This window comes from Streptomyces sp. Alt3 (assembly GCF_030719215.1).
Lineage (GTDB): Bacteria > Actinomycetota > Actinomycetes > Streptomycetales > Streptomycetaceae > Streptomyces > Streptomyces glycanivorans.
In genome coordinates this window covers 3,460,483-3,475,129 of the sequence record NZ_CP120983.1, presented here as the reverse complement: position 1 = coordinate 3,475,129, position 14,647 = coordinate 3,460,483, and the positions used below count along the sequence as shown (strand labels likewise).

The 14,647-nt window shown below is 68.8% G+C and carries 13 protein-coding genes; 12 read left to right on the top strand and 1 reads right to left on the bottom strand.

Features of this window, described 5'->3' with window-relative positions; all coding sequences use genetic code 11:
- Positions 1-64: 64 nt before the first annotated feature.
- Complete coding sequence (locus P8A20_RS14975) at positions 65-901, bottom strand: C40 family peptidase (RefSeq protein ID WP_147958979.1); 837 nt, start codon at positions 899-901, stop codon at positions 65-67.
- A gap of 997 nt (positions 902-1,898) precedes the next feature.
- Here P8A20_RS14975 and P8A20_RS14970 point away from each other — a divergent pair.
- From P8A20_RS14970 to nuoL, 12 genes are read left to right on the top strand one after another with little or no spacing between them, the layout of a single operon-like run.
- Complete coding sequence (locus P8A20_RS14970) at positions 1,899-2,258, top strand: NADH-quinone oxidoreductase subunit A (RefSeq protein ID WP_030420561.1); 360 nt, start codon at positions 1,899-1,901, stop codon at positions 2,256-2,258.
- Between the two features lie 17 nt (positions 2,259-2,275).
- Positions 2,276-2,830: a NuoB/complex I 20 kDa subunit family protein gene (locus P8A20_RS14965; protein ID WP_014154689.1), complete on the top strand. Its 555-nt coding sequence runs from the start codon at positions 2,276-2,278 to the stop codon at positions 2,828-2,830.
- Positions 2,827-3,540, top strand: coding sequence for an NADH-quinone oxidoreductase subunit C (locus P8A20_RS14960; RefSeq protein ID WP_147958980.1), 714 nt, complete (start codon positions 2,827-2,829; stop codon positions 3,538-3,540). Before P8A20_RS14965 ends, P8A20_RS14960 begins: the two co-directional genes overlap by 4 nt.
- Positions 3,540-4,862 (top strand): NADH-quinone oxidoreductase subunit D, encoded by a 1,323-nt coding sequence (locus P8A20_RS14955; protein ID WP_147958981.1) that lies wholly within the window; start codon positions 3,540-3,542, stop codon positions 4,860-4,862. The genes P8A20_RS14960 and P8A20_RS14955 overlap by 1 nt, the downstream gene beginning before the upstream one ends.
- Before the next feature lie 29 nt (positions 4,863-4,891).
- The gene (nuoE, locus tag P8A20_RS14950; RefSeq protein WP_147960386.1) at positions 4,892-5,710 is read left to right on the top strand and encodes an NADH-quinone oxidoreductase subunit NuoE; all 819 of its coding nucleotides are present in this window, start codon (positions 4,892-4,894) and stop codon (positions 5,708-5,710) included.
- Positions 5,710-7,083 (top strand): NADH-quinone oxidoreductase subunit NuoF, encoded by a 1,374-nt coding sequence (gene nuoF / locus P8A20_RS14945; protein ID WP_306103644.1) that lies wholly within the window; start codon positions 5,710-5,712, stop codon positions 7,081-7,083. Before nuoE ends, nuoF begins: the two co-directional genes overlap by 1 nt.
- A complete protein-coding gene (locus P8A20_RS14940; RefSeq protein WP_306103643.1) occupies positions 7,080-9,587 on the top strand; it encodes an NADH-quinone oxidoreductase subunit G in 2,508 nt (835 codons plus the stop codon). The genes nuoF and P8A20_RS14940 overlap by 4 nt, the downstream gene beginning before the upstream one ends.
- A complete protein-coding gene (nuoH, locus tag P8A20_RS14935; RefSeq protein WP_147958984.1) occupies positions 9,584-11,002 on the top strand; it encodes an NADH-quinone oxidoreductase subunit NuoH in 1,419 nt (472 codons plus the stop codon). Before P8A20_RS14940 ends, nuoH begins: the two co-directional genes overlap by 4 nt.
- Positions 10,995-11,591 carry an NADH-quinone oxidoreductase subunit NuoI gene (gene nuoI, locus P8A20_RS14930; RefSeq protein ID WP_147958985.1) on the top strand — a complete coding sequence of 199 codons (597 nt, stop codon included), beginning with the start codon at positions 10,995-10,997 and terminating at the stop codon, positions 11,589-11,591. The genes nuoH and nuoI overlap by 8 nt, the downstream gene beginning before the upstream one ends.
- Positions 11,588-12,442, top strand: a complete 855-nt coding sequence (locus P8A20_RS14925) for an NADH-quinone oxidoreductase subunit J (RefSeq protein WP_147958986.1) — start codon at positions 11,588-11,590, stop codon at positions 12,440-12,442. The genes nuoI and P8A20_RS14925 overlap by 4 nt, the downstream gene beginning before the upstream one ends.
- Positions 12,439-12,738, top strand: coding sequence for an NADH-quinone oxidoreductase subunit NuoK (gene nuoK / locus P8A20_RS14920; RefSeq protein ID WP_014154680.1), 300 nt, complete (start codon positions 12,439-12,441; stop codon positions 12,736-12,738). Before P8A20_RS14925 ends, nuoK begins: the two co-directional genes overlap by 4 nt.
- 12 nt (positions 12,739-12,750) lie before the next feature.
- Complete coding sequence (nuoL, locus tag P8A20_RS14915) at positions 12,751-14,646, top strand: NADH-quinone oxidoreductase subunit L (RefSeq protein WP_147958987.1); 1,896 nt, start codon at positions 12,751-12,753, stop codon at positions 14,644-14,646.
- The last annotated feature ends 1 nt before the right edge of the window (position 14,647 follow it).

Below are 14,647 nucleotides of genomic sequence, written 5' to 3'. Positions count from 1 at the left end.
GGCCGTCACTCCGAGCGGTGGAGTGACGGCCCGCGGTCGCGCTCAGGCGCGTGGAGCTTGTGAATCAGAGAACGCGGACGGCGCCCGACGGCGGGTCGTAGTCCAGGGACTTCTGCACGACGCCGGTGCTGGAGTTCTGCGCGCCGACGAACTGGCCGCCGCCGACGTAGATCCCGACGTGGTAGGCGCTGCCCGCGCCGCCCCAGTACAGGATGTCGCCGGGCTGGAGGTTGTCGAGGGAGACCTGGGTGCCGGCCGTCGACTGGCTCTGCGAGACGCGCGGCAGGTCGATGCCCACCGAGCCGAAGGCGGCCTGGACCAGACCCGAGCAGTCCCACGAGTTCGGGCCGGTGCCGCCGGAGACGTACGCGTCGCCGACCTGGGACTGCGCGAACGCGATGACGGACGCGGCGGACCCGGTGGCGCTCGACGACGAGGAGGAAGAGGAAGAGGAAGCGGAAGAGGAGCCGGAGGAGCCCGAGGACGCGCTGAGCGTGGTGCGCTCGGCGGAACGGGAGGCGCGCTCGGCGGCCTCCTCTGCCTTGGCCTCGGCGGCTGCTTCGGCCTTCTTCTTGGCCTCGGCCTTGCGGACCGCCTCTGCCTTGGCCTTCTTGGCGGTCTTGGCGGCGGTGGCCGCTGCGGCGTCCTCGGTGGCACGCGTCTCGAGGTCGAGAGCGACCGACTGGGTCGCCTGCGCGGACGCGGCGACGGAGGTGGAGAGCCCGGCCGTGATGGTGGGCATCTCGATGGTCTGGGTCACCGGCTCGGCCTGGGCCGGACCGGCGGCACCCGCGACCGCGATGGTGCTGAGGACGCCACCGGCAACTCCTGCCCGCAGCGCCGTCTTCGAGGCGCGTTGGCGGGGCTTCCGGTGGCTGGGTATGTGAGCGGTGTGGGACATGGGTACTAGCGCTATCAGGGCTGTAGGGGTCCCATCAAGAAACGTGTGTTGCGACACAGTTACGTTCGGAACCTGTGAATCCGCTTATTTGAGGCCCTTATTGACGCCCTAAGGGGCAAAACGGTCACGCTGCTGCACCGCTGTGATCACGCCATTCTTTCAATAGGTCCGAATTGCCCGTCGCTTACCATCTGTTCACACGGTTGGCCAAGCCCGCTTCTCTTGGAGCGGGCGTGAGGTGATGCAGGTCACAGCATGTGTCTCCCGTGAGAGGCAACCGCGCGGCCGCGCGCCGCGTGCCGTGCGCGATCGGCCGGGAACTGCGGGCGGTGTGACCTATTGGCGAGTCATGTCCGATTCCATGGCCGCCCGTCGGGGGGTTGGGCGAGTCGTTCGGCGCCGGCTCGCGGATCCGGCCCGCGCCCTGTCATCCGTCGACGCGTCGCCGATCCGGTCGCGCGTCGCCGGCTCGCTGATCCCTTCCCGGCTCCTGCCGTCCCGTCCGTGCGTCACCGGTCCGTCCGTCCACGCGCCACCGGTCCGTCCGTCCGTGGGTCACAGGTCCGTCCGGAAGATCGTGAATGCGTGCGCAATGTCCACATCGGTACCGGAGGCCCCTCGTCCGGGTGGCCTCGATCTGAAGCCGGTCCCTATACCACCCAATCGGTGTCCACCGCCAATTTGCTTGTACAGGCTGTCGATTGATAGGGCCATGCGCCTTTGACCAGCGGTAACGCCGCGAGATGTCACGTCTCGTAACCGGTCGGCCGCTTCGCGTACGAAGATCACCGCTCATCCGACTTCATGATCGTTCGTCAGGTGGTGGAGATCACAAAGACGTTGGTGTACCCCGTGTCGCAGATCACAGGACGGCAGGCATAGGATGCGGGGCAGTCGGGCTTGTGAACTGCCTCACATGTGCACGATCTTGATGAGGTGGCGAGCCGGTCGCCCGATGCGGTCCAACGGTCAAGGACGACTGGAAGGAGCGAGGAGCGTGAATGCCTACGCGCCCATCCTCGTGCTCGGCGCCCTCGGGGCAGGCTTTGCGATCTTCTCCGTGGTCATGGCCACGCTAATCGGCCCAAAGCGGTACAACCGAGCAAGGCTCGAAGCGTACGAGTGCGGTATCGAACCCACCCCCACTCCAGCTGGAGGTGGCCGTTTCCCCATCAAGTACTACCTGACGGCGATGCTGTTCATCGTCTTCGACATCGAGATCGTCTTCCTCTATCCCTGGGCGGTCACCTTCGACGCCCTGGGGATCTTCGGGCTCGTGGAGATGCTGCTCTTCGTGCTCACCGTCTTCGTCGCCTACGCGTATGTGTGGCGCCGGGGCGGCCTGGAATGGGACTGAGGGGCTGAGGGGCACACATGGGACTCGAAGAGAAGCTGCCGAGCGGCTTTGTGCTGACCACTGTCGAGCAGGCCGCCGGCTGGGTACGGAAGTCCTCCGTCTTCCCCGCCACCTTCGGCCTCGCCTGCTGCGCCATCGAGATGATGACGACCGGCGCCGGACGGTACGACCTGGCCCGTTTCGGGATGGAGGTCTTCCGTGGTTCGCCGCGGCAGGCGGATCTGATGATCGTCGCGGGGCGGGTGAGTCAGAAGATGGCGCCCGTCCTGCGGCAGGTCTACGACCAGATGCCGAGCCCCAAGTGGGTTATCTCCATGGGGGTTTGTGCATCGTCAGGTGGAATGTTCAATAATTACGCCATTGTTCAGGGTGTTGATCATATTGTCCCGGTCGACATCTATTTGCCGGGGTGCCCGCCGCGTCCCGAGATGCTGATCGACGCCATCCTCAAGCTCCACCAGAAGATCCAGGGCTCCAAGCTCGGGGTCAACGCGGAGGAGGCCGCCCGCGAGGCGGAGGAGGCGGCGCTCAAGGCACTTCCCCTGATCGAGATGAAGGGGCTGCTGCGATGAGCGACGAGCAGAACGGCGGCGGGCAGGTGCCCGTCCCGCGCGACGACTCCGGCGAGGTCATCGGCGTACGCAAGGGGATGTTCGGCGCCAACAACGGCGGCGACACCTCCGGCTACGGGGGACTCGTCCGCACGGTGACCCTGCCCGGCGCCACCTCCCGGCCGTACGGCGGCTGGTTCGACGAGGTGGCCGACGAGCTGGAAGGGGCCCTGGAGGAGCAGGACCTGCTCCCGGACAACGCCATCGAGAAGACGGTCGTCGACCGGGGCGAGATCACCTTCTTCGTCGCCCGCGAGCACCTGGTCCAGGTCGCCCGCACCCTGCGCGACGACCCCGCCCTGCGCTTCGAGCTCTGCACGGGCGTCAGCGGTGTCCACTACCTGGGGGACAAGGGGCGCGAGCTGCACGCGGTGTACCACCTGCGCTCACTCACCCACGGGCGGCTGATCCGTCTGGAGGTGTCCGCCCCGGACAGCGATCCGCACATCCCGTCACTCGTCGGGGTCTACCCGACCAACGACTGGCACGAGCGCGAGACCTACGACTTCTTCGGGCTGATCTTCGACGGGCACCCGGCCCTGACCAGGATCATGATGCCGGACGACTGGCAGGGCTTCCCGCAGCGCAAGGACTACCCCCTCGGCGGCATCGCCGTCGAGTACAAGGGCGCCCAGATCCCGGCTCCGGACCAGCGGAGGTCGTACAGCTGATGACCACTCCCCACGCAACTCCCCGCGCCACGACCGAGGGGACTGTATATACAGTCACCGGCGGCGACTGGGACGAGGTCGTCGAGTCCGCCGCCAAGTCGGACGACGAACGCATCATCGTCAACATGGGTCCGCAGCACCCCTCCACGCACGGCGTGCTGCGGCTGATCCTGGAGATCGACGGCGAGACCGTCACCGAGGCCCGCTGCGGCATCGGTTACCTCCACACCGGCATCGAGAAGAACCTCGAGTTCCGCAACTGGACGCAGGGCACCACCTTCGTCACACGCATGGACTACCTGACCCCCTTCTTCAACGAGGCGGCGTACTGCCTCGGGGTCGAGAAGCTGCTCGGCATCGAGGACCAGATCCCCGACCGGGCCACCGTCCTGCGCGTGCTCCTGATGGAGCTCAACCGGATCTCCTCGCACCTCGTGTGCATCGCCACCGGCGGCATGGAGCTCGGTGCCACGACGATCATGATCTACGGGTTCCGCGATCGTGAACTCGTTCTCGACCTCTTCGAGCTGATCACCGGGCTCCGGATGAACCACGCGTTCATCCGCCCCGGCGGCCTCGCCCAGGACCTTCCCATGGGCGCGATCGACCGGCTCCGCGAGTTCGTGAAGACCATGAAGAAGAACCTGCCGGAGTACGACAAGCTCGCGACCGGCAACCCCATCTTCAAGGCCCGTATGCAGGACGTCGGATACCTCGACCTGACCGGCTGCATGGCGCTCGGCGCCACCGGCCCGGTCCTCAGGTCCGCCGGACTCCCGCACGACCTGCGCAAGACCGATCCGTACTGCGGCTACGAGACGTACGACTTCGACGTGCCGACCGCGGACACCTGCGACGCCTACGGGCGCTTCCTCATCCGTCTCGAGGAGATGCGCCAGTCGCTCAGGATCGTGGAGCAGTGCCTGGAACGGCTGGAGCCGGGCCCGGTCATGGTCGCCGACAAGAAGATCGCCTGGCCCGCGCAGCTCGCGCTCGGGCCCGACGGCCTCGGCAACTCGCTCGACCACATCAAGAAGATCATGGGTACCTCCATGGAGGCCCTGATCCACCACTTCAAGCTGGTGACCGAGGGCTTCCGGGTCCCGGCCGGGCAGACGTACACGGCCATAGAGTCCCCCAAGGGCGAACTCGGCGTGCACGTCGTCTCGGACGGCGGCACGCGCCCCTTCCGGGTCCACTTCCGCGACCCGTCCTTCACCAATCTGCAGGCCATGGCGGCGATGTGCGAGGGCGGCCAGGTCGCCGACGTCATCGTCGCCGTCGCGTCCATCGACCCCGTGATGGGAGGCGTCGACCGGTGACCGCATCCAACCAAGAAGTCAGCCTGGGGATGCCGCAGCTCCCCGCCCCCGCCTACCCGGCCGAGGTGCTCGCCCGGCTCGAAGCGGACGCGAAGGAGGTGATCGCCCGCTACCCCGGCAGCCGTTCCGCGCTGCTGCCGCTGCTGCACCTCGTGCAGTCGGAGGAGGGGTTCGTCTCCCGTACGGGCATGGCGTTCTGCGCCGACCAGCTCGGCCTCACCACCGCCGAGGTCACCGCAGTCGCCACCTTCTACACGATGTACCGTCGCCGGCCGAGCGGTGACTACCAGGTCGGGGTCTGCACCAACACCCTGTGCGCGGTCATGGGTGGCGACGCCATCTTCGACCGGCTCAAGGAGCACCTGGGCGTCGGCAACGACGAGACGACCGACGACGGCAAGGTCACCCTCGAACACATCGAGTGCAACGCGGCCTGCGACTTCGCGCCCGTCGTGATGGTCAACTGGGAGTTCTTCGACAACCAGACGCCGGAGAGCGCGACGCGGCTCGTCGACGACCTGATCGCCGGCCGCACCGTCGAGCCCACGCGCGGCGCGCCCCTGTGCACGTACAAGGACACCGCCCGCATCCTGGCCGGCTTCCCCGACCCGCGCCCCGGCGCGGTCGAGGCGAGCGGCGGGGCGGGGGCCGCCTCGCTGATCGGCCTGAAGCTGGCCAAGGGCGAGACCGCCCCGCACGTGCGCGTGGTCGGGCAGCGGGGCGAGGCACCCCGGGACGCACAGCCGGACAAGGGCGCCGAGCACCTCAGCTCTCATGACGCACCGCAGAAGACGTCGGCCTCCGACCCGGAGCACCCGGCCGGGCCTGCCGCCGAGGAGGGGGAGTGATGACCTTGGCAGCCGAGATCGACAAGAACGGGACCAGCCCGGAGAAGCTCCTGTCCCCGGTCCTGTCCTCCTTCTGGGACGAACCGGAGTCCTGGACGCTGGACACCTACCACCGCCACGACGGGTACGAGGGCCTGCGCAAGGCCCTGGCCATGGAACCCGACGACCTCATCGCCTACGTCAAGGACTCCGGTCTGCGCGGACGCGGGGGCGCCGGCTTCCCCACCGGGATGAAGTGGCAGTTCATCCCGCAGGGCGACGGCAAGCCGCACTACCTCGTCGTCAACGCCGACGAGTCGGAGCCCGGCACCTGCAAGGACATCCCGCTCCTCTTCGCGAACCCGCACAGCCTCATCGAGGGCATCGTGATCGCCTGCTACGCGATCCGCTCCTCGCACGCCTTCATCTATCTGCGCGGCGAGGTCGTGCCCGTACTCCGCCGGCTGCACGAAGCCGTGCGCGAGGCCTATGAGGCGGGCTATCTGGGGACGAACGTCCTCGGCTCGGGGCTCGACCTGGAGCTCACGGTCCACGCGGGCGCGGGCGCCTACATCTGCGGAGAGGAGACCGCGCTCCTCGACTCGCTCGAAGGGCGGCGCGGCCAGCCCCGGCTGCGTCCCCCCTTCCCCGCGGTCGCCGGTCTGTACGCCTGCCCCACCGTGGTGAACAACGTCGAGTCCATCGCCTCGGTTCCCGCGATCCTGAACAGGGGCAAGGACTGGTTCAAGTCGATGGGCAGCGAGAAGTCCCCGGGCTTCACGCTGTACTCGCTCAGCGGGCACGTCACCAGCCCCGGGCAGTACGAGGCACCGCTCGGCATCACCCTGCGCCAGCTGCTCGACATGAGCGGCGGCATCCGGGAGGGCCACCGCCTCAAGTTCTGGACACCCGGCGGCTCCTCGACCCCGATGTTCACCGACGAACACCTCGACGTCCCCCTGGACTACGAGGGCGTCGGCGCCGCCGGATCCATGCTCGGCACCAAGGCGCTGCAGTGCTTCGACGAGACCACCTGCGTGGTGCGGGCCGTCACCCGCTGGACCGAGTTCTACGCCCACGAGTCCTGCGGCAAGTGCACGCCGTGCCGCGAGGGCACGTACTGGCTCGTCCAGCTGCTCCGCGACATCGAGGCGGGCAAGGGCCAGATGGCCGACCTCGACAAGCTCAACGACATCGCCGACAACATCAACGGCAAGTCGTTCTGCGCCCTCGGGGACGGCGCCGCCTCGCCGATCTTCTCCTCGCTGAAGTACTTCCGCGATGAGTACGAGCAGCACATCACCGGTAAGGGCTGCCCCTTCGATCCGGCCAGGTCGACCCTGTGGGCCGACGACAAAGACGACAAGAACGCTCACCGGGGGGTGAACGCATGACAGTCACCACGAGTGCGCCCTCCGGGGGCGGCGAGGCGGCCGTTCCGCCCGAGGACCTCGTCACGCTCACGATCGACGGCATCGAGATCAGCGTGCCCAAGGGCACCCTCGTCATCCGCGCCGCCGAACTCCTCGGCATCGAGATCCCGCGCTTCTGCGACCACCCGCTCCTCGACCCGGCCGGCGCCTGCCGGCAGTGCATCGTCGAGGTCGAGGGCCAGCGCAAGCCGATGGCCTCCTGCACCATCACGTGCACCGACGGCATGGTCGTGAAGTCGCAGATCACCTCACCCGTCGCGGAGAAGGCCCAGAAGGGGGTGATGGAGCTCCTCCTCATCAACCACCCGCTGGACTGCCCCGTCTGCGACAAGGGCGGTGAGTGCCCCCTGCAGAACCAGGCGATGTCGCACGGCGGCGCCGACTCCCGGTTCGACGGGAAGAAGCGCACCTTCGAGAAGCCCGTCCCCATCTCCACCCAGGTGCTGCTGGACCGCGAGCGGTGCGTGCTCTGCGCACGCTGCACCCGGTTCTCCAACCAGGTGGCGGGCGACCCGATGATCGAGCTGCTCGAGCGCGGCGCGCTCCAGCAGGTCGGTACCGGCGAGGGCGACCCCTTCGAGTCGTACTTCTCCGGCAACACCATCCAGATCTGCCCGGTCGGGGCCCTGACCTCGGCGGCGTACCGCTTCCGCTCCCGGCCCTTCGACCTGGTGTCGACGCCCTCCGTGTGCGAACACTGCGCCGGCGGCTGCGCGACCCGGACCGACCACCGGCGCGGCAAGGTCATGCGGCGGCTCGCCGCCGACGACCCAGAGGTCAACGAGGAATGGCTCTGCGACAAGGGCCGCTTCGGCTTCCGCTACGCCCAGCAGCGCGACCGGCTCACCACCCCGCTGGTCCGCAACGCCCAGGGCGTGCTGGAGCCGGCGAGCTGGCCCGAGGCGCTGGAGGCCGCGGCCGCAGGTCTCTCCGCCGCCCGCGGCCGGACCGGGGTGCTCACCGGAGGCCGGCTGACCGTCGAGGACGCCTACGCCTACAGCAAGTTCGCACGGGTCGCCCTCGACACCAACGACATCGACTTCCGGGCCCGGGTCCACAGCGGTGAGGAGGCCGACTTCCTCGCCTCGCGGGTGGCCGGCCGAGGCCGCGACCTGGACGGCAGCGGAGTCACGTACACCGCTCTGGAGAAGGCCCCGGCGGTCCTGCTGGCCGGCTTCGAGTCCGAGGAGGAGGCGCCCGGCGTCTTCCTGCGGCTCCGCAAGGCCCACCGCAAGCACGGGCAGCGGACGTTCGCGCTCGCCTCGCACGCGAGCAGAGGCCTGGAGAAGGCGGGCGGCACCCTGCTCCCCGCCGCGCCCGGCACCGAGACCGAATGGCTGGACGCCCTCGCGGGCGGGGTCGGCCTCGACGGTGACGGAGCCGTCGCGGCCGAGGCGCTGCGCGGCGAAGGCAGCGTGATCGTGGTCGGTGAGCGGCTCGCCGCGGTGCCCGGCGGACTCACCGCCGCCCTGCGCACCGCAGCCGCGACCGGCGCCGCACTGGTGTGGATCCCGCGCCGGGCCGGCGAACGCGGCGCGCTGGAGGCGGGCGCGCTCCCGTCGCTGCTGCCCGGCGGCCGTCCCGCGACGGACCCCCGGGCCAGGGAGGAGGTGGCGTCCGTCTGGGGCGTCGCCGAACTCCCCGCCCGCTTCGGCCGTGACACCGGCCAGATCGTCGAGGCCGCGGCCACCGGTGAACTGGGCGCACTGCTGGTCGCGGGGGTCGACCCCGAGGACCTGCCCGACCCGGCGGGAGCGCTGCGGGCACTGGACGAGGTCGGCTTCCTGGTCTCCCTGGAGCTCAGGCCCGGCGCGGTCACCGAGCGCGCCCACGTGGTCCTTCCCGTCGCCGCCGTCGCCGAGAAGCCCGGAACCTTCCTCAACTGGGAGGGCCGGGCGCGGATGTTCGAGGCCGCGCTGAAGCCCGAGCAGATGCCGAGGACGCTCTGCCCGACCGACGCGCGGGTGCTCCACATGCTGGCCGACGCCCTCGACGTCCACCTCGCGCTGCCCGACCTGCGGGCGGCCCGCCGTGAACTCGACCGTCTCGGCGGCTGGCAGGGCGGTCACGCCGACGACCCGCGGGCCACGTCCCGCCCGGTGCCCCGGCCCGGTGACGGCGAGGCGGTCCTCGCGGGCCACCGGATGCTGCTCGACCGGGGCCGGCTCCAGGAGGGCGACGAGGCGCTGGCCGGTACCCGGCACGCGGCCGTCGCCCGGCTCTCCCCGGTCACCGCGGCCGAGTCCGGAGTGAAGGACGGCGACCTGCTCGCCGTCACCGGCCCCGCCGGCACCACCGAACTCACGCTGACGGTGACCGAGATGCCGGACCGGGTGGTCTGGGTGCCGCTCAACTCCGTCGGCCGGGGCGTTCCCGCCGACACCGGCGCCCAGCCGGGCGGACTGGTCCGGATCGGTCCGGCCGCCCCGGGTTCCCACGTCGTGACAACGGAGGTAGGAGAGTGACCGGCCTCGAACGGCTCGCCGCGGCGCCGCAGAGCGCCGTCCTCGCAGCCGAGGACCTCTCGATGTTCGGCACGGACCCCTGGTGGCTCGTCGTCGTCAAGGCGGTGTTCTGCTTCGCGTTCCTGATGGTGACCGTGCTCTTCTCCATCGTGTGGGAGCGCAAGGTCGTCGCCTGGATGCAGCTGCGTATCGGCCCCAACCGGCACGGCCCCTGGGGCATGCTCCAGTCGCTCGCCGACGGCATCAAGCTGATGCTGAAGGAAGACGTCGTCGTCAAGCGCGCCGACAAGGTCGTCTACATCCTGGCGCCGATCGTGGCCGCGGCCCCGGCGTTCATGGCGATCGCGGTGATCCCCTTCGGCCCGGCCGGCAACGAGGTCTCGATCTTCGGCCAGCGCACGACGATGCAGCTGACCGACCTGCCGATCGCGATGCTGTACATCCTCGCGGTCGCCTCCGTCGGCATCTACGGCATCGTGCTGGCGGGCTGGTCCTCCGGATCGACGTACCCGCTGCTCGGCGGTCTGCGTTCCTGCGCCCAGATGATCAGCTACGAGATCGCCATGGGCGCCGCGTTCGCCTCGGTGTTCCTCTACTCCGGTTCGATGTCGACCTCGGAGATCGTGGCGGCGCAGCAGGACCGCTGGTTCGTCCTGCTGCTGCCGGTCTCCTTCATCATCTACATCATCACGATGGTCGGGGAGACCAACCGCGCGCCGTTCGACATGCCCGAGTCCGAGGGCGACCTGGTGGGCGGCTTCAACACCGAGTACTCCTCGATCAAGTTCGCGATGTTCATGCTGGCCGAGTACGTCAACATGGTCACCGTCTCCGCGGTCTCCGTGACCCTGTTCCTGGGCGGCTGGCGGGCTCCGTACCCGGTCAGCACCTTCTGGGAGGGCGCGAACCACGGCTGGTGGCCGATGCTCTGGTTCGTCATCAAGGTCCAGCTCCTCCTCTTCTTCTTCATCTGGCTGCGCGGCACGCTGCCCCGCGTCCGCTACGACCAGCTGATGAAGCTCGGCTGGAAGGTCCTGATCCCGGTCTCCGTGGTCTGGCTGATGCTGGTCGCCACCGTCAGGGCGCTGAACAACGAGGGATACGACTACTCCAGGATCCTGCTGTACGTCGCGGGAGCCGTCATCGCCGTCCTGTTGGTCTCCTTCGTCGCCGACATCTTCCGGGACCGCAAGGCCAAGGCCGCCGAGGAGGCGGCAGGACCCGAGCCGGCGTTCGACCCGATGGCGGGTGGGTTCCCCGTGCCGCCACTGCCCGGCCAGGCCCTGCCGCCGGTGCCGCGCCGCAGTCCGCGACGCGAGCGGGAGCTCGTTGTCAGTGGTGGACCGGATACTCAGAGTGACGACCATGCGAGTGCGGGAAGTTCGAGTGACGGAAGGGAGGCCGACGGTGTCTGAGTCATCGGAACCCTCAGGGGAGAAGTTCCAGAATCCTGTGGCCGGCTTCGGCGTGACCTTCAAGGCCATGTTCAAGAAGCGGCTGACCGAGCAGTACCCGGAGACGCAGAAGGTGACGGCGCCGCGCTTCCACGGCCGGCACCAGCTCAACCGTCACCCCGACGGCCTGGAGAAGTGCGTCGGCTGCGAGCTCTGCGCCTGGGCGTGTCCGGCGGACGCGATCTACGTCGAGGGCGCGGACAACACGGACGAGGAGCGGTACTCCCCGGGCGAGCGCTACGGCCGCGTCTACCAGATCAACTACGCACGCTGCATCCTGTGCGGGCTCTGCATCGAGGCGTGCCCCACCCGGGCACTGACGATGACCAACGACTTCGAGCTCGCCAACACCACCCGCGAGAGCCTCATCTACACCAAGGACGAGCTGCTCGCGGGCCTGGAGGAAGGCATGGTCGACAGTCCGCACGCGATCTTCCCCGGCATGGACGAACAGGACTACTACCGCGGTCTGGTGACCGAGGCGGCGCCTGGCACCGAGCGTCAGGTCGCCGTCTCCAAGGGAGAAGCGGACAAGGAGGTGGACGTATGACCGCCGGCCTGGCCGCAGCGGCCACCGCGACCTCGACCGGCGAGGCCGTCCAGTTCTGGATCCTCGGCACCGTCGCCGTCATCGGCGCACTCTCCACCGTCCTGATGAAGAAGGCGGTGCACAGCGCGCTCTCGCTCGCCGGCACCATGATCGTGCTGGCGGTCTTCTACCTCGCCAACGGGGCGTACTTCCTGGGCATCGTCCAGGTCGTCGTCTACACCGGCGCGATCATGATGCTGTTCCTCTTCGTGGTCATGCTCGTCGGCGTCACGGCGGCCGACTCCCTGAAGGAGACCCTCAAGGGCCAGCGCTGGCTGGCCGCCGCCTGCGGACTCGGCTTCGGCATCCTGCTGATCGCCGGGATCGGCCAGGCGTCGCTGCAGTCCTTCAACGGCCTGGGGGCGGCGAACGCGCAGCACGGCGGAAACGTCGAGGGCCTCGCCAACCTCATCTTCACCAAGTACGTCTTCGCGTTCGAGATCACCGGCGCCCTCCTGATCACGGCGACCGTCGGCGCGATGCTGCTCACGCACCGGGAGCGCACCGAAGCCCCCAAGACGCAGCGCGAACTCTCCCAGGAGCGGGTGCGCAGCAGCCATCTGCCGCCCCTGCCGGCCCCCGGTGTCTACGCCCGGCACAACGCCGTGGACATCGCGGGACTGCTCCCGGACGGCACCCCGTCCGAGCTCACCGTCATGCAGACGCTGCGGCAGCGCGGCCAGATCCGCGACGTGTCCGGCGATTCGCTCGCCGAGCTCAAGGCGCTGGAACAGCGCTCCGGGGAGCGGCTCGGCCGTGACCGCGGACCAGCCCGTGACCATGCGGAAGAAGAGGAGGAGGTCGCCAAGTGAATCCGGTCAACTACCTCTACCTCGCGGCCCTTTTGTTCACGATCGGCGCCTCCGGTGTGCTGATCAGGCGGAACGCGATCGTGGTGTTCATGTGCGTCGAGCTGATGCTCAACGCCTGCAACCTCACGCTCGTCGCGTTCTCCCGGATGCACGGCAACCTCGACGGCCAGATCATCGCGTTCTTCACGATGGTCGTCGCCGCCGCGGAGGTCGTCATCGGGCTCGCGATCATCGTGTCGCTCTTCCGCTCCCGCCACTCGGCCTCGGTCGACGACGCCAGCCTGATGAAGCTGTAAGGGGTCGGAATCGTGGAAAACCTGATTGCGCTGCTGGTCGCGGCGCCCCTGCTCGGAGCGGTGGTCCTGCTCTGCGGCGGACGCCGGCTCGACCGGGCCGGACACTGGATCGGCACGGTGCTCGCCGCCGCGTCCTTCGTCGTCGGTGCCGTGCTGTTCACCGACATGCTGGGCAAGGGCGCCGAGGACCGCACCCTGCACCAGCACCTGTACAGCTGGATCCCCGTCGAGGGGTTCCAGGCCGACGTGGCCTTCCAGCTCGACCAGTTGTCGATGACGTTCGTCCTGCTGATCACGGGTGTGGGCACGCTGATCCACATCTACTCCATCGGTTACATGGAGCACGACGAGCGGCGACGCCGCTTCTTCGGCTACCTGAACCTCTTCCTCGCGGCGATGCTCATCCTGGTCATCGCCGACAACTACCTCCTGCTGTACGTCGGGTGGGAGGGCGTCGGTCTGGCGTCGTACCTGCTCATCGGCTTCTGGCAGCACAAGCCCAGCGCGGCCACCGCGGCCAAGAAGGCCTTCCTGGTCAACCGCGTCGGCGACATCGGCCTGTCCATCGCGATCATGCTGATGTTCACCACCTTCGGCACGTTCGCCTTCGGGCCCGTGTTCGAGGCCACCGGGGACACGAGCGAGGGCAAGCTCACCGCGATCGGCCTGATGCTGCTCCTCGCCGCCTGCGGCAAGTCGGCCCAGGTGCCGCTGCAGTCCTGGCTCGGTGACGCGATGGAGGGCCCGACCCCGGTCTCGGCCCTCATCCACGCGGCGACCATGGTGACCGCGGGCGTCTACCTCATCGTCCGTTCCGGCGCCGTCTTCAACGGGGCACCGGACGCACAACTGGTCGTCGTCGTGGTCGGAGCCGTCACGCTCCTCTTCGGTGCGATCGTCGGTTGCGCGAAGGACGACATCAAGAAGGCCCTCGCCGGGTCGACGATGTCGCAGATCGGCTACATGATCCTCGCCGCGGGCCTCGGCCCCGTCGGCTACGTCTTCGCGATCATGCACCTGGTGACGCACGGCTTCTTCAAGGCCGGGCTCTTCCTCGGCGCCGGTTCGGTGATGCACGGCATGAACGACGAGGTGGACATGCGGAGGTACGGCGGCCTGCGGAAGTACATGCCGGTCACCTTCGTCACCTTCGGCCTCGGTTATCTCGCGATCATCGGCTTCCCCGGCCTGTCCGGCTTCTTCTCCAAGGACATGATCATCGAGGCGGCGTTCGCCAAGGGCGGCACCGAGGGCTGGATCCTCGGCTCCGTCACGCTGCTCGGCGCCGCGATCACCGCGTTCTACATGACGCGCGTGATGCTGATGACGTTCTTCGGCGAGAAGCGCTGGCAGCCCGACGCGGAGGGCCACGACCCGCACCCGCACGAGTCACCGAAGTCCATGACGATCCCGATGATCGTGCTGGCCTTCGGGTCGGTCTTCGCCGGAGGCTTCTTCTCCATCGGCGACCGCTTCGTGCACTGGCTGGAGCCCGTCACCGGTCACGACCACGGACACGCCCCGGTCAGCGCCACCACCGTCACCGCCGCCACCATGGTGGTGCTCGTCATCGGTGTCGCCATCGCCTGGGCGATGTACGGGCGCAGGCCCGTCCCCGCGGTCGCCCCGCGCGGCTCCCTGCTCACCAGGGCGGCCCGCCGGGACCTCCTCCAGGACGACTTCAACCACGTCGTCCTGGTCCGCGGCGGCGAACACCTCACCCGCTCCCTGGTCTACGTCGACCACACCCTGGTCGACGGAGTCGTCAACGGCACGGCCGCCTCGATGGGCGGGCTCTCCGGCCGGCTGCGCAAGCTGCAGAACGGCTACGCCCGCTCCTACGCGGTCTCGATGTTCGGCGGTGCGGCGGTCCTCATCGCCGCGACCCTGCTGATGAGGGCGGTCTGAT